The sequence below is a fragment of the Variovorax sp. AB1(2024) genome, from assembly GCF_037482385.2.
Classification (GTDB): Bacteria; Pseudomonadota; Gammaproteobacteria; order Burkholderiales; family Burkholderiaceae_C; genus Variovorax.
This window is the reverse complement of sequence record NZ_JBBHKP020000001.1, coordinates 2,686,267-2,704,405: the sequence shown is the minus strand read 5'-3', so window position 1 is coordinate 2,704,405 and position 18,139 is coordinate 2,686,267. Positions and strand designations below refer to the sequence as shown.

16 protein-coding genes are annotated in these 18,139 nt (G+C 64.3%); 12 read left to right on the top strand and 4 right to left on the bottom strand.

All coding sequences use genetic code 11. The annotated features are described in order from the left end of the window. Positions 1–12: 12 nt before the first annotated feature. Both WIX39_RS12615 and WIX39_RS12610 read right to left on the bottom strand, forming a co-directional pair. Entirely contained in the window at positions 13–993 is a 981-nt protein-coding gene (locus tag WIX39_RS12615) for a winged helix-turn-helix domain-containing protein (protein WP_106935164.1), read from the bottom strand. Between the two features lie 409 nt (positions 994–1,402). Beyond that, positions 1,403–3,334, bottom strand: a complete 1,932-nt coding sequence (locus tag WIX39_RS12610; RefSeq protein WP_106935165.1) for a sensor histidine kinase — start codon at positions 3,332–3,334, stop codon at positions 1,403–1,405. A 59-nt stretch (positions 3,335–3,393) separates the two neighbouring features. Between WIX39_RS12610 and WIX39_RS12605 the strand changes: the two genes are divergently transcribed. The 7 genes from WIX39_RS12605 (at position 3,394) to WIX39_RS12575 (ending at position 10,604) form a co-directional block, all read left to right on the top strand. After that, complete coding sequence (locus WIX39_RS12605) at positions 3,394–4,125, top strand: response regulator transcription factor (protein ID WP_234382717.1); 732 nt, start codon at positions 3,394–3,396, stop codon at positions 4,123–4,125. A 170-nt stretch (positions 4,126–4,295) separates the two neighbouring features. Then, positions 4,296–5,789, top strand: coding sequence for an NCS1 family nucleobase:cation symporter-1 (locus tag WIX39_RS12600; protein ID WP_081266787.1), 1,494 nt, complete (start codon positions 4,296–4,298; stop codon positions 5,787–5,789). A gap of 31 nt (positions 5,790–5,820) precedes the next feature. Further along, positions 5,821–6,558 (top strand): aspartate/glutamate racemase family protein, encoded by a 738-nt coding sequence (locus WIX39_RS12595; RefSeq protein WP_106937510.1) that lies wholly within the window; start codon positions 5,821–5,823, stop codon positions 6,556–6,558. Between the two features lie 14 nt (positions 6,559–6,572). Beyond that, positions 6,573–7,337, top strand: a complete 765-nt coding sequence (locus WIX39_RS12590; RefSeq protein WP_106935166.1) for a GntR family transcriptional regulator — start codon at positions 6,573–6,575, stop codon at positions 7,335–7,337. Between the two features lie 10 nt (positions 7,338–7,347). After that, on the top strand, positions 7,348–7,908 hold the full coding sequence (locus WIX39_RS12585; RefSeq protein WP_081266790.1) for a helix-turn-helix transcriptional regulator: 561 nt from the start codon (positions 7,348–7,350) through the stop codon (positions 7,906–7,908). A gap of 69 nt (positions 7,909–7,977) precedes the next feature. Then, positions 7,978–8,961 carry an NAD-dependent epimerase/dehydratase family protein gene (locus WIX39_RS12580; RefSeq protein WP_106935167.1) on the top strand — a complete coding sequence of 328 codons (984 nt, stop codon included), beginning with the start codon at positions 7,978–7,980 and terminating at the stop codon, positions 8,959–8,961. A gap of 152 nt (positions 8,962–9,113) precedes the next feature. Beyond that, positions 9,114–10,604 (top strand): nucleobase:cation symporter-2 family protein, encoded by a 1,491-nt coding sequence (locus WIX39_RS12575; protein WP_409195103.1) that lies wholly within the window; start codon positions 9,114–9,116, stop codon positions 10,602–10,604. A 15-nt stretch (positions 10,605–10,619) separates the two neighbouring features. Here WIX39_RS12575 and WIX39_RS12570 read toward each other — a convergent pair whose 3' ends face one another. Next, positions 10,620–11,477 (bottom strand): aldo/keto reductase, encoded by an 858-nt coding sequence (locus WIX39_RS12570; RefSeq protein ID WP_106935169.1) that lies wholly within the window; start codon positions 11,475–11,477, stop codon positions 10,620–10,622. Positions 11,478–11,508: 31 nt separating this feature from the next. Beyond that, positions 11,509–12,981, bottom strand: a complete 1,473-nt coding sequence (locus WIX39_RS12565) for a sensor histidine kinase (RefSeq protein WP_409195102.1) — start codon at positions 12,979–12,981, stop codon at positions 11,509–11,511. Positions 12,982–13,329: 348 nt separating this feature from the next. On the opposite strand from WIX39_RS12565, the gene WIX39_RS12560 reads away from it, so the two are divergent. From WIX39_RS12560 to WIX39_RS12540, 5 genes are read left to right on the top strand one after another with little or no spacing between them, the layout of a single operon-like run. Continuing rightward, positions 13,330–14,412, top strand: a complete 1,083-nt coding sequence (locus WIX39_RS12560) for a tartrate dehydrogenase (RefSeq protein WP_106935170.1) — start codon at positions 13,330–13,332, stop codon at positions 14,410–14,412. A 39-nt stretch (positions 14,413–14,451) separates the two neighbouring features. Then, positions 14,452–15,402 carry an ABC transporter permease gene (locus WIX39_RS12555; protein ID WP_081266795.1) on the top strand — a complete coding sequence of 317 codons (951 nt, stop codon included), beginning with the start codon at positions 14,452–14,454 and terminating at the stop codon, positions 15,400–15,402. After that, entirely contained in the window at positions 15,399–16,280 is an 882-nt protein-coding gene (locus tag WIX39_RS12550; protein WP_237679443.1) for an ABC transporter permease, read from the top strand. The genes WIX39_RS12555 and WIX39_RS12550 overlap by 4 nt, the downstream gene beginning before the upstream one ends. A 7-nt stretch (positions 16,281–16,287) precedes the next feature. Next, on the top strand, positions 16,288–17,289 hold the full coding sequence (locus tag WIX39_RS12545) for an ABC transporter ATP-binding protein (protein WP_409195101.1): 1,002 nt from the start codon (positions 16,288–16,290) through the stop codon (positions 17,287–17,289). Continuing rightward, positions 17,286–18,101, top strand: coding sequence for an ATP-binding cassette domain-containing protein (locus WIX39_RS12540; RefSeq protein ID WP_081266798.1), 816 nt, complete (start codon positions 17,286–17,288; stop codon positions 18,099–18,101). The genes WIX39_RS12545 and WIX39_RS12540 overlap by 4 nt, the downstream gene beginning before the upstream one ends. Positions 18,102–18,139 lie beyond the last annotated feature (38 nt).

The following is an 18,139-nucleotide window of genomic DNA, read 5'->3' as shown; positions in this document are numbered from 1 at the left end:
GCTACGTTCAACCTATGACGTCTTTGAGAACGCAGTCCGCAACTCGTATCCGTAACCGAAAACCGCTTTCAGAATCAACCCGTTGGACGGCTCGATTTTTAACTTTTTCCTGATTTTTGCGACGTAGACATCCAGCACCCGAGAGCGCGAGTCTGCAAATTCCCGGCGAAGCAGGAAATTAAGATTTCCTCTGGCCAATGGAAAATCTATATTCTTGAAAAAATTCAGCGCAAGGTCGTATTCACGTCGCTGCAGGCTTACCTCTCGATCTTCGTAGAACACCTTTCGCTCATCCAACTGGAATTTATAGTTCCTGAAGGCCAAAACGCCGTTTTCCGTTTTCGCGCATCTGGCAGCAGCGCTTCTGGTCATCAGATTTCGCAGCCTCAATCTTATTTCCCCGCTGTCAAAGGGAGGAAAAACAAAATCAAAATTGCCATCTCCAAGAAACCTGTCACCCGCCCGCAGTTGCCATGCAGCCTTGCTCTCGTTGACGGCAAATAAGACCGGTGCGTTCGTCAGCCCTCGAATAGCCTTTACCCAGTTAATATTCACGTCCGTGGGAAGGGCCAAAAGCAGCAGCCCAAATCGGTCGCCCGAGCGGAGTGCGTTCATCAGATCCGTCACGGTCTCGAACGCAACGGAGGCGCAGCCCAGCCGATCGACGCTCTTTCGCAAAGTGGGGCAGCTGAGACTCGATTCGTCGAGTGCTACAACAGGCAATTGCAGCTCGCCCGAAGCCGACCCCAAGGCGCTTGGCGTCGCCTGAATTGGCATATTTGCGGCGCCCGCCGCGCCCAGGGAAAGCTCAGTGGCTACCGGGAATCGACCCTGGCTGGAATAGGAAGAACTCGATGGGGGGAATAAGGCCGGATGCCCACCGGCCTCAGAGAAGCGGTCGCCTTCTTCTTTCGCTATCGACGCCTGCACGATGTCATGGACGCCGCTCTGTTTCAGGAGTAGCGATCGGCTACGAGACTCTGGGGAAATCATTCCAACCTCTCAAGTTCAAGAAGAACGTCAAGAGAGGCTTGTCGCAGCACTCCGCTATGACCGTTCGGGCAGCGGAATGTATCTGCTTGCGACGGACATGATTAATGACATGTTCATGCAATTAATGTCATTAAATAGCAGGAAGGTCGCCCCGGGGAGATCTATTTACGAGCTCGGGGGCACTGAAGAACTGCCTAAAAAATCACCTTGCGCACCATATCTGTGCGCTGTCTTGCTTCTAAAAAATTTCACTTGGCGGCAATGATTCAAGATTCATGTCGATGCAAGTCGGAGGCAAAAATCGCCAGATTCGTGAATTAGTTCACACTATAGTGCTATGTTTGTAAGCACAAAGAAGCCCCTGGCACGCCTATCCGACCCGGACAAGTGGAGTGTTAACGAGGCTTGCCTAGTGCGGCAGCAGAGGGAGTGTCAGGCGAAACACGGTGCCTGCACCGTTACTCGAAACCAGCACGACGTCGCCGCCGTGCAAACGGGTGATAGCCCGTGAAATGTGAAGGCCAAGGCCGGAGCCCGGCACCAGCGAAGAATTGCCGCCCCTGAAGTAACGCTCGAACAACTCGCTCTTTTCAGACTCAGGAATTGGATTTCCCTTATTTGAAACAGTCACGCTAAAAATATTGGAGCTGGCGTCGCATTTCACATCAACCATCGAATCGGCCGGAGAATATTTGATGGCATTCAATATCAAATTCCGGATGGCCATTTCAATTTTTTCCTGATCCCCTTCAAACATTACTGGTTGACCCGCCGCGGTGACGTTCAGACGCACCTGTTCGTCAGGCAATCCGATATTGCGAACGTTTTCAATCACACTCCAGATGTCGAAGCTTCGGACCGTCGAACGCGCACCAGATTCCAGCGTATCGTCCAGAAGGATGTTCTCCACCAAGGTCGTGAGACGGCGCGTAGCCTTGCGGATTTTCTCGACACTGCGCTTGACTCGCTCGTCGTTTCCAGATGGCGATAACCCGAGTGCTTGGGCCACCGCATCGACGATGGCGAGTGGCGTACGGAATTCGTGCGAAAGGATCGCGACGAACTCGCGCTGCCGAACTCGCTCCTCCAAAGCGATCTTGGCGATCTTCATTGAGTCGAAAGCCCGTTTACGCTCGGCCCTCAGTTTTAACTCGGAATCCCTGGAACGGCTTACCACCGCAATGTTGAGAATTGCAAGATTAGCCAGCTGCGTAAACTGTATCAATGACTCCGTGACGAATGATTGCTCCAGCCTCACCATGCCAAGCAGGACCATGCAATAAAAGAGCCATGACGAATTTACAATGACGAAAACGAGTGCGGCAAAAAACTGATGGAAAACCTTTCGACGCACGATGAACCAAAATATGAATGTCGTGTTGAAAGCGCCAACAACAATTTCAAGGTAGAGCAGCCATCTGATGGAATTTTCTATTATTCCGCACAGCGCCAATACAGTGGCCAAAAGGAAAATGGATGCCGCCAGATAAGTGAATCTAGAAGCCCAATGCGAATATTCTTTGTAATTGAAAAACCGGCAAACAAATATGGCGGAAATCGCCATGAGCGCGCAGGTGGTCGCGTCAACAAAACGGTCCGCATACACAGGATCTTCAGGAAAAAACAAGGAACTGGCATATCCCTGCACGGCAAACACCGCTCCCAGCATCACAACCAGGAAAAGCGAATATATGAGGTAATTGGGGTCCCGCGTCCATTTCCAGAAAATCAGGTTCATCAGCACCATCACGCCAATCGAACCGGCAAATGCCGAGAAAAAAAGGCTTCTCTTCAATTCAACCCTGTCGAACACTGATTTTTGCCAGAGATTCAGATCGAGAATTGTCAGACCGTGCGTTTTTACCCTAAAATAATGCACCCTGGCCGTGGAATCCACGACCAGTGGAAATGCCATGATGCTGGATTTGATTTCCCTTTCGGAAAAAGAAAATTGGTCCCCGATCTTGTTGGATGAAATCTTTCCATCGGGGGCCACGCAGTACATCTCGACTTCGTCGATCCAGCCAGGAAATATTTGAACGACCCAGTCGATCGGCGTGCCTTCGTCGTGCTGCAGCGAGACCCGGATCCACAGGGCGTCGTTGGAATACCGCTCCAGAGAGCGAATATCCTCACGGACAAAGCTGTATTTTTGCGGTTCGGAGACGATATCGTTCATGGTGACCTTGCCGGTAGGGTCACGGAACACTTCCACTTCCTTCGCCAACGAAATCGGACCATCATCGCCTTGCCCCTTCTTGAGCACGACGCCTCCTGCGCCCTGGCATGACAGCCAAAGAATCAGTCCGAAGATCAAACACAGGCAGCGATTTTTTTTCATCTCATTGATTTGTCTGGCTCGCCGCCGAAACTCGCGCCGAAGCCGAAGAAATATGCACCATGAACAATACGAAAATCGACAGCCGTGAAAAAATAGTCGTCTACCTGATCGAAGACGAAGAAGACCTGCAAGAGGCCCTCGTATACAGCCTCAACCAGATGGACATCGAGGCACACGGTTTTTCGACGGCTTCGGCGTTTTATCGGGCCTACGCGGTCCGCCGTTGCGACATCGTGGTCATCGACATCGGCCTGCCGGATGAAAACGGGTTTTCAATTGCCCAGCACCTGCGCTCGGCCAGCAACGTGGGGATCGTGTTCGCGACCGCGCGCCACGAGCTGAGCGATCGGGTTCGCGGCCTGCGCGATGGTGCGGACGCGTATTTCGTGAAGCCGGTGCATGCCGAAGAGCTTGCCGCGTCGCTCCAGGCCATCCATCGGCGCCTCAAGGCAGCCGACCGCAGATCCCGTTCCACGCCCCCGCAGGCCGAGGCGCCAAGAGGCACAGGGCGCTGGGAGCTCAGGGAAGAAGACTGGATCCTCTGCGACCCCGGCGACCGGATGCTGCGCCTCACCATGTCGGAGCGAGCCATTGTGGGATGCCTGTTCAAGCGGCGCGACAAGCCCGTGGACCGCGCGGAACTCGCAGCCGCGCTCGGTGGCGACCTGGAGCAGTTCGATCTCCAGCGCGTGGACGTGGTGATCAGCCGCCTGCGGCGCAAGGCGCTGGCCGCGGGCATTTCGCTGCCGCTGCACACCGTCAGGGGCACCGGCTACCGATTCCGGGCCTGAGGCCCTGCTCCGCACACCCGCTCTCATCAGGGAATCTACGGATATATGATTCCTTGAATGGTCTTGATTGCGTGCAGTTTTTGTATACAAATAACGCATCCGAAAGGCGGCGCGAAATTTGCGTCAAAAACTGCTCCCAACCCCTACCTATCCGCACAAGGAAGAAGACCATGAGCACAGTCGTCAGCCAGGCCCCCACGGGGACAAGCGAAGCCGGCATTGCGCCGCACGCCGAGTCGAACGCAGTCATCAAGCCCGGCTACCACCCGCGGCTGACCAACGAAGACCTCGCGCCGCTGAAGAAACAGACCTGGGGGCAATACAACATCTTTGCCTTCTGGATGTCCGACGTGCACAGCGTGGGCGGCTACATCACGGCCGGCAGCCTGTTCGCGCTGGGGCTGTCGAGCTGGCAGGTGCTGGTGTCGCTGCTGGTGGGCATCGTGATCGTGCAGTTCTTCTGCAACCTCGTGGCCAAGCCGAGCCAGGTGACGGGCGTGCCCTACCCCGTGGTTTGCCGCGCACCGTTCGGCGTGCTGGGCGCCAACATCCCGGCCATCATCCGCGGGCTGATCGCGGTGGCCTGGTACGGCGTGCAAACGTATCTGGCGTCGGCGGCCTTCATGGTGCTGGCGCTGCACATGGCGCCGGGTCTCACGCCTTACGCGGACGTGGCGCAGCACGGCTTCGTCGGCCTGTCGGCCCTGGGCTGGGTCGCGTTCATGGTCATGTGGGTGCTGCAGGCCTTCGTGTTCTGGCACGGCATGGACGCCATCCGCAAATTCATCGACTGGGCCGGTCCTGCGGTGTACGTGGTCATGGCCATCCTGTGCGGCTGGCTGGTGTGGAAGGCCGGCTGGAGCAAGATCGACCTGAACCTGGGCGGCATCAAATTCCAGGGCTGGGACGCGCTGCCGGTGATGCTCTCGGCCATCGCGCTGGTGGTGAGCTACTTCAGCGGCCCGATGCTCAACTTCGGCGACTTCTCCCGCTACGGCAAGAGCTTCGACGCGGTGAAGAAGGGCAACTTCTGGGGCCTGCCGGTGAACTTCGTCTTCTTCTCGCTGCTGACCGTCATCACCACAGCCGCAACGCTGCCCGTGTTCGGCGAGCTCATCACCGATCCGGTGCACACCGTGGGCAAGATCGACAGCACCACCGCCGTGGTGCTGGGCGCGCTGACCTTCATGATCGCCACCATCGGCATCAACATCGTGGCCAACTTCGTCTCGCCGGCGTTCGACTTCTCGAACGTGGCGCCGCAGCACATCAGCTGGCGCACGGGCGGCATGATCGCCGCTGTGGGCTCGGTGTTCCTCACGCCGTGGAACCTCTACAACAGCCCCGAGGTCATCCACTACACGCTCGACGTGCTGGGCTCGTTCATCGGGCCGCTGTTCGGCATCCTCATTGCCGACTACTACATCGTGCGCAAGCAGCGCATCGACGTGGACGCGCTCTACACCATGAGCCCCAAGGGCGAGTACTGGTACAGCGGCGGCTACAACCCGAAGGCGATCCAGGCGCTGGTGCCGTCGGCCATCGTGCCCATTCTTTGCGTGATGGTGCCGACGCTGCGCGGCGCCGCCAACTATGCGTGGTTCATCGGCATGGGCCTGGGCTTCATCCTGTATGCGCTGCTGAACCGCAACAGCAAGACCTGAAACATTGGAAGACAAAGAAAGGGACCGCGCCGTGCGCATCAAGATCATCAATCCCAACACGACCTGGAGCATGACCGAGAAGATCGGCGCTTGCGCCCGCGCGGTGGCGCACAGCGGCACCGAGATCGTGGCGGTGAGCCCGGCCATGGGCCCGGTTTCCATCGAGAGCCACTACGACGAGGCGCTGGCCGTGCCGGGGTTGCTGCAGGAGATTGCGGCAGGCGAGCGCGACGGCATCGACGGCTACGTGATCGCCTGCTTCGGCGACCCGGGCCTGAAAGCCGCGCGCGAACTGGCAAGCGGCCCGGTGGTCGGCATCGCCGAGGCGGCGATGCACCTGGCCAGCATGCTCGGCAGCCGCTTCAGCGTGGTGACCACGCTGGGACGCACCATGGGCCAGGCCTGGCACCTGGCCGAGATCTACGGCATGGAGCGCTTCTGCGCCAACGTGCGCGCCTGCGAACTGCCTGTGCTCGAACTCGAGGAACCCGGCTCGCGGGCCCGCGAGCGCATCGTCGACGAATGCCGGCTCGCCCTCGAGCAAGACGGCTCCGACTGCATCGTGCTCGGCTGCGCAGGCATGACCGACCTGTGCGCGCACATCGAGCAGCTGCTGGGCGTGCCTGTGATCGACGGCGTGGCCGCCGGCACCAAGCTCATCGAATCGCTCGTGGCGCTGAAACTGCGCACCAGCAAGCGCGGCGAACTGGCAAAGCCCCTGCCGAAGCCCATCATTGGGGCGCTGGAAGGCTTCACGCTGCCGCGCTAGGCCACAATCCGCGCATGCCCCGCGCCAGTTCCAAACCTCCCGTTTCCGACACCTCCTCCGCCGCAGCCGCGCCGCCCGACGACGGCGCCGCGCCGGCGGACAAGCAAAGCTCCATCGAGAGCATCGCCAACGACATCGCCACCGCCATCGTCGAGAAGCGCCTGCCGCCCGGCACCTGGCTGCGCGAAGAGGCGCTGGGCCGCGTGTATTCGGTGAGTCGCACCAAGGTGCGCGCCGCGCTGCTGATGCTGTCGAAGGACAAGCTCATCGAGATGATCCCCGACAAGGGCGCCTTCGTCTGCCAGCCCACCGTGGAAGAAGCACGCGAGGTGTTCGCGGTGCGCCGCATCCTCGAGAGCGAGGTGGTGCGCCTCTTCATTGCCAATGCACGGCCGCGCGACTACCAGGTGCTCGAGCAGCACGTCAAGTTCGAGCGCACCACGCTGCGCCAGACCACCACCATGGGCACCGTGCGCGAGAAGCTGCTGGGCGACTTCCACGTGGCGCTGGCCGAGGCCACGGGCAACCGCACGCTGGCCGAACTGGTGCGCGAGTTGGTCGCGCGCAGCTCGCTGATCGCGATGCTGTACCACTCGTCGAACGACCCGCACTGCTCGTCCGACGAGCACGCCGAGTTCCTGCGGCTGTGCCGCAAGGGCGACCCGGAGGCCGCGGTGAAGAGCATGACCGAACACCTCGAGCGCATCGAGGCCAGCCTCTCGCTGGACACAGACAAGCCCGACCGCCAGCTCGACCTGGTGAAGGCGCTTCTGGCCTGAGGGTGAAGCCATGCGCCACGGAAGCACCCCGAACCCAGCGAGCCTGGGCACGGCCCTGCGCCGGATGCGCCTGCTGCGCGGCATCAAGCAAACGCATTTCGCACAACTGATGGGCGTGAACCAGGCGACGGTGTCGCGCTGGGAGCGCGGGCAGCTCGCGCTGTCCGCCGCGCAGCAGGCCGCGGCGCACCGGCTGCTCGCGGCCGCGCAGGACGCATCGCAGGACGCCGCCTTGAAGCGGCTGGTCGAATCGTCCACGCGCAAGGTGCACCTGATCTGCGACCGCACGCACCGGCTGCTGGCCGCGTCGCCGTCGCGCCAGGCCGAGTGGCGCGCCGATGCGGCGGAATTCATGGGGCGTTCGCTGATCGGCTACGCCTCGGCAGAAATCCTCGCGGCCGAAGCCACACTCGACGGGCTGGGCTGGCACGCGGGCGAGCTGTCGTCGCTGGAGATTGCAACGGGTGCCAATGCCGACCCGGTCATTCCGATCGTGTCGGGCCGCGTGCTGTGGGAGCGCATTGCACTGGCCGACGGGTGCGCCGGACGCATCGTCACCACCATCGCCTGAGCGCAGACGCCCGATCCACGCATAACTTATGCGTGGACGCCCTCAACGTCGGCCGATAGTCTTGCGGCCATGACCACTTTGATCACCGGCAGCGCCGGCCACCTCGGCGAAGCCCTGATGCGCACGCTGAGCGCGACTTCGCAAGACGCACGGGGCATCGACATCACGCCCTCCCGCTTCACCGACCGCGCAGGTTCCATCACCGACCGCGCCTTCGTGCGCGACTGCATGCGCGGCGTGCGCACGGTCATCCATGCGGCCACGCTGCACAAGCCCCACGTGGGCACGCACAGCCTGCAGGAGTTCGTCGACACCAACATCACGGGCACGCTGGTGCTGCTTGAAGAAGCGGTGGCGGCCGGTGTCGAGGCCTTCGTGTTCACGAGCACGACCAGCACCTTCGGCTCGGCGCTCACGCCCGCCGGAGGCATGCCGGCAGCCTGGATCACGGAAGGCGTGACGCCGATCCCGAAGAACATCTACGGCGTGACCAAGACCTCCGCCGAAAGCCTGTGCGAGCTGTTCCACCGCAAGCAGCGCCTGCCCGTGATCGTGCTGAAGACTTCGCGCTTCTTTCCCGAGGACGACGACGATGCCACCGCGCGCAGCCTCCATTCATTGGAGAACGCGCAGGCCAACGAGCTGCTGCATCGCCGCGTCGACATCGAGGACGTGGTCGATGCCCACCTGCTGGCGGCCAGGCGAGCACCGGCCATCGGCTTCGGCCGCTACATCGTCTCGGCCACCACGCCCTTCACGCAAGACGACCTGCCGATGCTGCGCGAGAGCGCACCGCGTGTGCTGAACCGGCTGTTTCCAGAGTGCGAAGCGCTCTATGCCAGGCAGGGATGGAAGCTGCCCGCGCAACTCGACCGCGTCTACGTGAATGCGCTGGCGCGGCGCGAGCTGGGTTGGCAGCCGCGCCATGACTTCGCGCAAGTGCTGCGGTGCCTGCGCGAAGGCCGCGACTTCCGCAGCCAGCTGGCGCGCGACGTGGGCAGCAAGGGCTACCACCGCGAGGTGTTCGGCGAAGGGCCGTACCCCGTCGCCTGAGCGACTGCCGGCGGAATGAACCCGGCCTGCTTCGGGTTTTTCCGGGTCAAGATTGTCGCATAAGTTGTATACAGTTTCGCGTACACATTGAGGCATGCGCCGTGGCAAGCCGCGCCGCCCCAGCCTCTTCCCTTGCGCAGCAGGAGACAACGATGACGGCCGACGCCACACTTTCCCAAGTCCATCCCGTGGATCAGCGCTTGCCTTCGGGCAAGCTCGCGGCCCTCGGATTGCAGCATGTGCTGGTGATGTATGCGGGGGCCGTCGCGGTGCCGCTGATCGTCGGGCGCGCGCTCAAGCTCTCGCCCGACGAGGTCGCCCTGCTGATCTCGGCCGACCTGTTCTGCTGCGGCATCGCCACGCTGATCCAGGCGCTCGGCGCCACGCAATGGTTCGGCATCAAGCTGCCGGTGATGATGGGCGTGACCTTCGCGTCGGTCGCTCCGATGGTGGCCATCGCCAACGCCAACCCGGGCCAGAACGGAGCCCAGCTGCTGTTCGGCTCGATCATCGGCGCGGGCGTGGTGTCGATACTGATCGCGCCGCTGGTGAGCCGCATGCTGCGCTTCTTTCCGCCGGTGGTCACGGGCACGATCATCGCCGTCATCGGCATCAGCCTGATGCGCGTGGGCATCAACTGGATCTTCGGCAACCCGGTGGGCCCGACGGCGCCCGCGCTGGTCGACCCGGTGTATGCCAAGTGGCTCGCCGAGGTGACGTCGCCGGGGAGCTCCATTCCGGCCGTGCCCAAGGGCTTCGCGATCATGCCGACGGTGCCCAACCCCAAGTACGCGGATCTTTCGGGTTTCGGCGTGGCAGCGCTGGTGCTGGTGTCGATCCTGCTGATCGTCAAGTACGCCAAGGGCTTCATCGCCAACATCTCGGTGCTGCTGGGCATCGTGATCGGCGCCGTGGTGGCGTCCATTACCGGCCTCATGACCTACGAGAAGGTGGGCAAGGCCGCGTGGGTCGACATCGTGCTGCCCTTTCACTTCGGCATGCCGCAGTTCGACCCGATCCTGATCCTCACCATGACGCTCATCATGATCGTGGTGATGATCGAATCGACCGGCATGTTCCTCGCGCTCGGCGAGATGACCGGCCGCAAGATCGAGCAGAAAGACCTGGCCCGCGGCCTGCGCACCGACGGCCTGGGCACGCTCATCGGCGGCATCTTCAATACCTTCCCGTACACCAGCTTCTCGCAGAACGTGGGCCTCGTGGCCGTCACCGGCATCAAGAGCCGCTACGTCTGCGTGGCGGGCGGCGTGATCCTCATCGTGCTGGGCCTGCTGCCGAAGATGGCCGCGCTGGTGGAGTCGCTGCCCACCGTGGTGCTTGGCGGCGCGGGCCTCGTGATGTTCGGCATGGTGGCCGCCACCGGCATCCGCATCCTGTCGGGCGTGGACTTCAAGACCAACCGCCACAACGCGATGATCGTCGCGGTGTCGATCGGCATCGGCATGATTCCGCTGATCGCGCCCAACTTCAAGCAATGGATGCCGCACGCCATTCACTCGCTGATCGAGTCTGGCATCCTGCTGGCGTCGATTGCCGCCGTGCTGCTGAACCTGTTCCTCAACGGCGCGAAGCACGACGAGCAGGCCGTGATCGCCGCGGCCAAGCAGGCCGAGGCGCACTGAGCCTTCCTTCCCGGGTCAGATCATCGCCAGCGGCCCCTTGCGCCGCGGCGGCGGGTGCAGGCGGTCGATTTCTTCCAGGGTTGCCGCGTCGAGCTTCAACGCCGCGGCGGCCAGGTTTTCCTTCAGGTGCGCGGCGCGTACCGCCTTCGGGATCGCCGCCACGCCGGGCCGCGCGATCACCGCGGCCAGCGCCAGTTGAGCGGCTGTCACGCCGAGACGCGCAGCCAGTTCCCCCAACGCCTTGTCACCCGCCAGCGCACCCTGGTCGATCGGGCTGTAGGCCATCAGCGGCATGCCGCGCTCGCGCTGCCAGGGCAGCAGGCTGAACTCGGGCCCGCGCTCGCCCAGCGACAGGTACACCTGGTTGGCCGCGCAGCCCGGCCCGCTGCCGGCGAGCGGCTCCAGCTCTTCCATGTCGTCGGTGTCGAAGTTGCTCACGCCCCAGCGGGCGATCCGGCCGTCGGCCACCAGCGACTGCATCGCGGCGACGGTGTCGCGCAGCGGGTGGTTGCCGCGCCAGTGCAGCAGGTAGAGATCGATGGCGTCGAGCCCCAGCCGCTTCAGGCTGCGTTCGCAGGCCTCGCGCGTGCCGCGCCGGCTCGCGTTGTGCGGGTAGACCTTGCTGACGATGAAAAGCGCATCGCGCCGCACGTCACCCGCGCGCAGCGCCTCGGCAACGGCCTGGCCCACGACGGTTTCGGCGCCGCCTTCGCCGTACATCTCGGCGGTGTCGATGAGCCGGTAGCCCAGGGCGATGGCCTCGCGCACGGCGGCCACTTCGGCCGCGCGGCGGCTTGCATCCTCGCCCATGCGCCAGGTACCCAGGCCGAGTACCGGCATCTCGCCGCCGGTGGGGAGTGAAAGTGTTCGCATCGGCACATGGTAGATGCGGCCGATACCCCTGTCAGCCTGCCGACAACGGCAGCCACACGGTCGCCAGCAGCCCCCGCCCGTCTTCGCCCGCCTCCAGAATGATCTGTCCGTGGTGCCTGTCGAGCACCGACTTCACGATCGCAAGCCCCAGCCCGCTGCCCGACTGCGTCTGGTCGGGGTTGCGGAAGAAGCGGTCGAACACCCGCTCGCGCAGCGCCGGTGGAATGCCCGGGCCCTGGTCGGCCACGCGAAGCACCGCGCGTGCGCCATCGCGGCCGACACGCACACTGACCGTGCCGCCCCCGGGGCTGTACTTGACGGCGTTCTCCACCAGGTTGCTCACCATCGAAATCAGGCTCTCGCGCTCGCCGAACACCGGCACCGGGCCTTCGTCATCCACCGCAAAGTCGAACTTCACGCCGCGCGCCTGCGCCAGCGGCCCGAGCAGCGCGATGCGCTCACGCGCCAAGGCGTCGAGCGCAAGCGCTTCGGGCAACGCGTTCTGCGGCACCTCGTCGCTGCGCATCAACTGCTGCAACTGCCCGACCAGCCGCGTCGCGCGGTCATTGCTGCGCAGCAGGTTGGCCATGAGCTCGCGCTGGCCCTCGTCGTTCGTCTGCGCCCTCAGCGCCTCGACGTTCACGCGCATCGCCTCGAGCGGTGTCTGAAGTTCATTCGCCGCGTCGGCGATCAGCCCGCGTTCGCGCACACCGCGGTCGCGCACGCTGCGCAGCAGGCCGTTGATGCTGCGCACCATCGGCCGCAGTTCCTTGTGCTGCGGCTCGAACGACAGCGGCGTGAGGTCGGCGGGGCCGCGCTCGGCGGTCTCCCGCGTCACCTGTCGCCACGGCCGCAGGGCGAGCAGCACGGCCAGCCATGCGGGGAACACCAGGAACGGCAGGCTGATGAGCAAGGGCAGGAAGTAGTAGCTGCGGTCGTCGGCGTTGAAGTACAGCCGCAGGAACTTGGGCTCGGCCAGCATCACGCGGGTGTCGAGCACCGGCGAGACCATGGTCCGCGCGCGCAGCGACCGTTCGCCCAGGCGGATGATCTCCACCTTGCCGATGGTCTGGTTGATGATCGGCGGCACCGATGCGCTCGAGTTGTAGATGAGCCTGCCGCGCTGCCATACCTGCATGACCGGCGCCTTGTCCTCGTCGGACGTGAAGTCGCCCGAGGTCTCGAGCAGCGCCATGTCGAAAGCGCGCAGCGTGGCTTGCTGGCGGTCCGGCGAGTCCGCGAGATTCCGCGCGGCGGTGATGATGCAGGCAAAGAGGCTGTCGTAGCGCACGAGTTCGGGAAAGCGGTTGGAGTCGTGCAGGAACAGGCCGACGATGCAGGCCCACAGCAGCCCGACCACCGAAACCTGCGCCAGCAGCAATCGCCTCAGCAGCGAGGGCTGGACCCAGCGCCGCCAACGTTGCCCGAGCGCGTGCCGCCACCCCGCATGCATGGCGGCGCCCGCGCCGGGGCCGGCGTTGTCCTGGACAGGCAAAGAATTCATGTGTTTCCTGGCGGCCGCTCCCTGGGGATCGGGCGCCGCGAGCGGCCGAAGTATCTGCCGGGTCTGGACGCCGGAATTCAGCAAGCCTTCATGAAGCTGCATGCGGGCTCTCCAGCGGCCTGGAGCGGCGCGCCGAGCCTTCTAATTTTTAGAAGTCAAAGACATTCCCGTGACACCGAAATCGTTTTCCACGCAAGCAAACCGCCTCGCCTTGCCTTCTGATTTTGTCAACACTTAGTGGGTGCCAACCCCGACCTCTCGCATGGCCACGGCTCCTAGAATTTTTCAGCGGCCTTGCGTCACGAGCGCGCTCGCCCCATCGAAACGAATTTGGAACAGGTTGAGTCAATGCAGAAAAAGCACAGGATTGCCGTCATTCCCGGAGACGGCATCGGCGTCGAGGTCATGCCCGAAGGTTTGCGCGTGCTCGACGCGGTCGGGCGCCGTTTCGGCATCGACTTCTCTTACGACCACTTCGACTGGGGCTCCGACCACTACGTGCGCACCGGCCTGATGATGCCGGCCGACTGGGCCGACAAGATCCAGGGCCATGACGCCATCTACTTCGGCGCGGTGGGCGCGCCCGACAAGGTGCCCGACCACATCGCCGTGTGGGGCCTGCTCATCAAGATCCGCCGCGACTTCGACCAGTACGTGAACCTGCGCCCCGTGCGCCTGATGCCCGGCGTGCCCGGACCGCTGGCGCACCGCAAGCCCGGCGACATCGACTTCCTGGTGGTGCGCGAGAACACCGAGGGCGAGTACACCTCCGTGGGCGGGCGCCTGTTCGAAGGCACGCCGCGCGAAATGGCGATCCAGGAAGCGGTGTTCACCCGCGTCGGCGTGGACCGCATCATCGAATACGCATTCGAGCTGGCCAGCCGCCGCCCGCGCAAGAACCTGGTGGCCGCGACCAAGTCGAACGGCATCTCGGTGACCATGCCCTACTGGGACGAGCGCCTGGCCGAGATCGCCAAGCGCCATCCGGACATCGCGACCAGCAAGTACCACATCGACATCCTGTGCGCGCACTTCGTGCAGCACCCCGACTGGTTCGACGTGGTGGTGGCCTCCAACCTGTTCGGCGACATCCTCTCCGACCTGGGCCCGGCCTGCACCGGCACCATCGGCATCGCGCCGAGCGCCAACCTGAACCCGGAGCGCAAGTTCCCGTCGCTGTTCGAGCCGGTGCACGGCTCGGCGCCCGACATCGCGGGCAAGGGCATCGCCAACCCGATCGGCCAGATCTGGTCGGCCGCGCTGATGCTCGACCACCTGGGCAACAACGATCCCGTGTACGCACAGGCTTCGGCCGCCGTCATCTCGGCCATCGAGACGGTGCTGAGCGAAGGCCCGCGCACGCGCGACATGGGCGGCACCGCGAACACCGTGGACGTGGGCCGCGCGATCGCCGACTGCATCTCGGCATGACGACGAGCCCCTCATCCCTTTGCGGCCGGGGACACTGAGATGGGCCTGTTCCTGCTGAAGCGCACGCTGACGCTGATCGGCACGCTGGTCGGCGCGTCGATCATCGTGTTCCTGGTGCTGGAGATTCTTCCGGGCAACGCGGCACAGATGCTGATGGGGCCGGATGCTTCGCCCGAAGCGGTGGCGGCGCTGGCCACCAAGCTCGGCCTCGACCTGCCCGCATGGACGCGCTACTGGCACTGGATCGGCGGCCTGCTCACCGGCAACCTCGGCGACAGCTACGCCTACAGCTCGCCGGTGCTCGACCTGATCCTCGAGCGCCTCGCGCTCACCATGCCGCTGGCGCTGCTGGCGATGTTCTTCACCACGGTCATCGCGCTGCTGGTAGGCGTGACGGCCGCGGCGCGCCACAACAAGCTCGGCGACGTCGGCCTGATGGGCATGGCCCAGGTCGGCATTGCGATTCCCAATTTCTGGTTCGCGATCCTGCTGATCCTCGTGTTCTCGGTGAAGCTGCAGTGGTTCTCGGCAGGCGGCTTCGAGGGCTGGGGCGACGGCTTCTTCTCGGGCATCAAGTCGCTGCTGCTGCCTGCCCTGTCGCTTGCGGTGGTGCAGGCCGCGATCCTCGCGCGCATCACACGCTCGGCGGTGCTGGAAGTGATGCGCGAAGACTTCGTGCGCACCGCGCGAGCCAAGGGCGTTTCGCAGCGCATGGTGCTCTGGACGCATGTGCTGCGCAACGCCATGATCCCCGTCATCACGGTGATGGGCATGCAGTTCTCCGAGCTGCTGGCCGGCACCATCGTGGTGGAGAACGTGTTCTATCTTCCCGGCTTGGGCCGGCTGATCTTCCAGGCCATCAGCAACCGCGACCTGATCGTGGTGCGCAACTGCGTGATGCTGCTCGCGGCCATGGTGGTCATCGTGAATTTCGTGGTCGACGTGCTCTACGCCGTCATCGACCCGCGCATCAAGGCCAGCGACATATGAACGCCATCACGGCCCCGGCCCCCAGCGCCGCGGCGCTCAAGCTCCCCGGTTTCTGGCAACGCGCGGTGAAGCACCGCAGCTTCGTCATCGGCGGCGTGCTGGCCGCGCTGCTGCTCATCGCGGCGCTGGTGTCCTTCGTGTGGACGCCGTGGTCGCCGTATGCGATGGACATGGCGAACAAGATGCAGGCCCCGACGGGCTCGCACTGGCTGGGCACCGATGCATTCGGGCGTGACGTGGCCTCTCTGCTGCTGGTGGGTGCGCGCGCATCCATCCTGGTCGGCATCATTGCCGTGGGCATCGGCCTGGTGGTCGGCACCGCGCTGGGCCTGCTCGCGGCGGCCAAACGCGGCTGGGTCGAAGAAGCGGTGATGCGCCTGTCGGACTTCACGCTGGCCTTTCCCGCGATTCTCTCGGCCATCATGATGACCGCCGTGTTCGGCGCGGGCATCGTGAATGCCATCGTCGCGATCGGCATCTACAACATCCCGACCTTCGCGCGCATCACGCGCGCATCGGCCAACGCCATCTGGTCGCGTGAATACGTGGCCGCGGCGCGCGCCTGCGGGAAGGGCTCCTTTGCCATCACCATGCAGCACGTGCTGCCGAACATCTCGGCCGTGCTGATCGTGCAGATCACGATCCGCTTCGCCATCGCCATCCTCGCGGAAGCGGCGCTCTCGTACCTCGGCCTCGGCACGCAGCCGCCGCAGCCGTCGTGGGGCCGCATGCTCAGCGAAGCGCAGACCCTGATGTTCCAGCAGCCGCTGCTGGCGGTTTTCCCCGGCATGGCGATCGCGCTGGCGGTGCTGGGCCTGAACCTGCTGGGCGACGGCCTGCGCGACCTGCTCGATCCGCGCCTCGCCCGCGCACGCTGAGACCACGATGCCCCTCCTCGAAGTCAACAACCTCCAGATCGGCCTGCAGACCCAGCGCGGCCCGGCGCAGGCCGTGCGCGGCATCTCGTTCTCGCTGGAGCGCGGCGAAACGCTCGGCATCGTCGGCGAATCGGGCTGCGGCAAGTCGATCACCGTGATGTCGCTCATGGGCCTGCTGCCCTCCAGCGCGCAGGTCACCGGCAGCATCAAGCTCGACGGGCAGGAACTCGTCGGCCTGCCCGAAAAGCAGATGTGCCAGATCCGCGGCAACCGCATCGGCATGATCTTCCAGGAACCGATGACGGCGCTGAACCCGGTGCACACCATCGCGCGCCAGGTCGGCGAGCCGCTGCAGTTGCACCGCGGGCTGACCAAGGCGCAGGCCCGCAAGGAAGCTCTGGGCCTGCTCGACCGCGTGGGCATTCCCGACGCGGCCTCGCGCCTCGACGCCTACCCGCACCAGTTCTCCGGCGGCCAGCGCCAGCGCATCGGTATCGCGATGGCCTTGGCCTGCGGCCCCGACCTGCTGATTGCCGACGAGCCCACCACCGCGCTCGACGTGACCATCCAGAAGCAGGTGCTCGACCTGATCCAGGGCCTGGTCCAGGAAATGGGCATGGCGATGATCCTGATCTCGCACGACCTCGGCGTGATCGCCAACAGCGTGAAGCGCATGCTGGTGATGTACGGCGGCAGCGCGGTCGAAAGCGGCCCGACCGACACCGTCTTCGCGGGCCGCGCGCATCCCTACACGCGCGGCCTGTTCGCGGCACGTCCCGCCATCGGCGCGGTGCGCGCGGGCCGGCTGCCGACCATCCGGGGCAGCGTGCCGGAGCTGGTCGACATGCCGCGCGGCTGCGCCTTCGCGGGCCGCTGCGCCCACACCATCGACCTGTGCCAGAGCACGCGGCCCCAGGCCACGCTGCTGCCGAACGACCACACGGTGCGCTGCCTGCGGCTCGGCGAGATCGCCGCGCTGAACGCCAAGGCCGCCGCCCTCCCCGCATGAGCCAGTCCACCAACGCCGGCCAGCCCCTGCTGGCCGTGAAGAACCTCTACCGCCACTACGCGCTGCCGCGTGAAAAACTGTTCGGCCCGCCGCCGACCGTGAAGGCGCTCAACGGCGTGAGCTTCGATGTGCACGCCGGCAAGAGCATGGGCATCGTCGGCGAATCGGGCTCGGGCAAGTCGACCATCGCGCGGCTGGTGATGGCGCTGGACACGCCCACGTCCGGCACCGTATCGCTCGAAGGCCGCGACCTGCATGCGCTGTCGAAGGAAGCGCTGCGCACGGCGCGGCGCGATTTCCAGATGGTGTTCCAGGACCCGTACGGTTCGCTCGACCCGCGCCAGACCGTGGCGCGCATCGTGGCCGAGCCGCTGGAGGCGCTGGCCGAGACCAGCCGCGCCGAGCAGCGCGAGCGCGCATCGGAGGCACTCGCCGCCGTCGGCCTGCGCACCACCGACATGGACAAGTACCCGCACGAGTTCTCGGGCGGACAGCGCCAGCGCATCGCCATTGCACGCGCGCTCATCACACGCCCCAAGCTCATCGTGGCCGACGAGCCGGTGAGCGCGCTCGACGTGTCGGTGCAGGCCCAGGTGCTCAACCTGATGCAGGATTTGCAGCAGCAGTTCGGCATCAGCTACCTGCTCATCAGCCACGACCTCGCGGTGGTCAACCACCTGTGCGACGAAGTCTGCGTGGTCTTCAAGGGCCGCATCGTGGAACGGGGCCGCCCGGCCGACCTGTTCGCGCATGCGCAGCACGAATACACGCGCACGCTGCTGTCCGCCGTGCTGCACACGCCGTCGCGCTAGGCGACGCCGGTTCTCAATTTCATCCTCACCTCCAGGAA

What these genes read in the sequence shown, in the direction of transcription:
- WIX39_RS12570 (WP_106935169.1), bottom strand. Translation starts at nt 11,477, where the DNA reads ATGCGAACACTTTCACTCCCCACCGGCGGCGAGATGCCGGTACTCGGC.
- WIX39_RS12600 (WP_081266787.1), top strand. Translation starts at nt 4,296, where the DNA reads ATGAGCACAGTCGTCAGCCAGGCCCCCACGGGGACAAGCGAAGCCGGC.
- WIX39_RS12590 (WP_106935166.1), top strand. Translation starts at nt 6,573, where the DNA reads ATGCCCCGCGCCAGTTCCAAACCTCCCGTTTCCGACACCTCCTCCGCC.
- WIX39_RS12575 (WP_409195103.1), top strand. Translation starts at nt 9,114, where the DNA reads ATGACGGCCGACGCCACACTTTCCCAAGTCCATCCCGTGGATCAGCGC.
- WIX39_RS12585 (WP_081266790.1), top strand. Translation starts at nt 7,348, where the DNA reads ATGCGCCACGGAAGCACCCCGAACCCAGCGAGCCTGGGCACGGCCCTG.
- WIX39_RS12545 (WP_409195101.1), top strand. Translation starts at nt 16,288, where the DNA reads ATGCCCCTCCTCGAAGTCAACAACCTCCAGATCGGCCTGCAGACCCAG.
- WIX39_RS12560 (WP_106935170.1), top strand. Translation starts at nt 13,330, where the DNA reads ATGCAGAAAAAGCACAGGATTGCCGTCATTCCCGGAGACGGCATCGGC.
- WIX39_RS12610 (WP_106935165.1), bottom strand. Translation starts at nt 3,334, where the DNA reads ATGAAAAAAAATCGCTGCCTGTGTTTGATCTTCGGACTGATTCTTTGG.
- WIX39_RS12615 (WP_106935164.1), bottom strand. Translation starts at nt 993, where the DNA reads ATGATTTCCCCAGAGTCTCGTAGCCGATCGCTACTCCTGAAACAGAGC.
- WIX39_RS12555 (WP_081266795.1), top strand. Translation starts at nt 14,452, where the DNA reads ATGGGCCTGTTCCTGCTGAAGCGCACGCTGACGCTGATCGGCACGCTG.
- WIX39_RS12580 (WP_106935167.1), top strand. Translation starts at nt 7,978, where the DNA reads ATGACCACTTTGATCACCGGCAGCGCCGGCCACCTCGGCGAAGCCCTG.
- WIX39_RS12540 (WP_081266798.1), top strand. Translation starts at nt 17,286, where the DNA reads ATGAGCCAGTCCACCAACGCCGGCCAGCCCCTGCTGGCCGTGAAGAAC.
- WIX39_RS12605 (WP_234382717.1), top strand. Translation starts at nt 3,394, where the DNA reads ATGAACAATACGAAAATCGACAGCCGTGAAAAAATAGTCGTCTACCTG.
- WIX39_RS12550 (WP_237679443.1), top strand. Translation starts at nt 15,399, where the DNA reads ATGAACGCCATCACGGCCCCGGCCCCCAGCGCCGCGGCGCTCAAGCTC.
- WIX39_RS12565 (WP_409195102.1), bottom strand. Translation starts at nt 12,981, where the DNA reads ATGAATTCTTTGCCTGTCCAGGACAACGCCGGCCCCGGCGCGGGCGCC.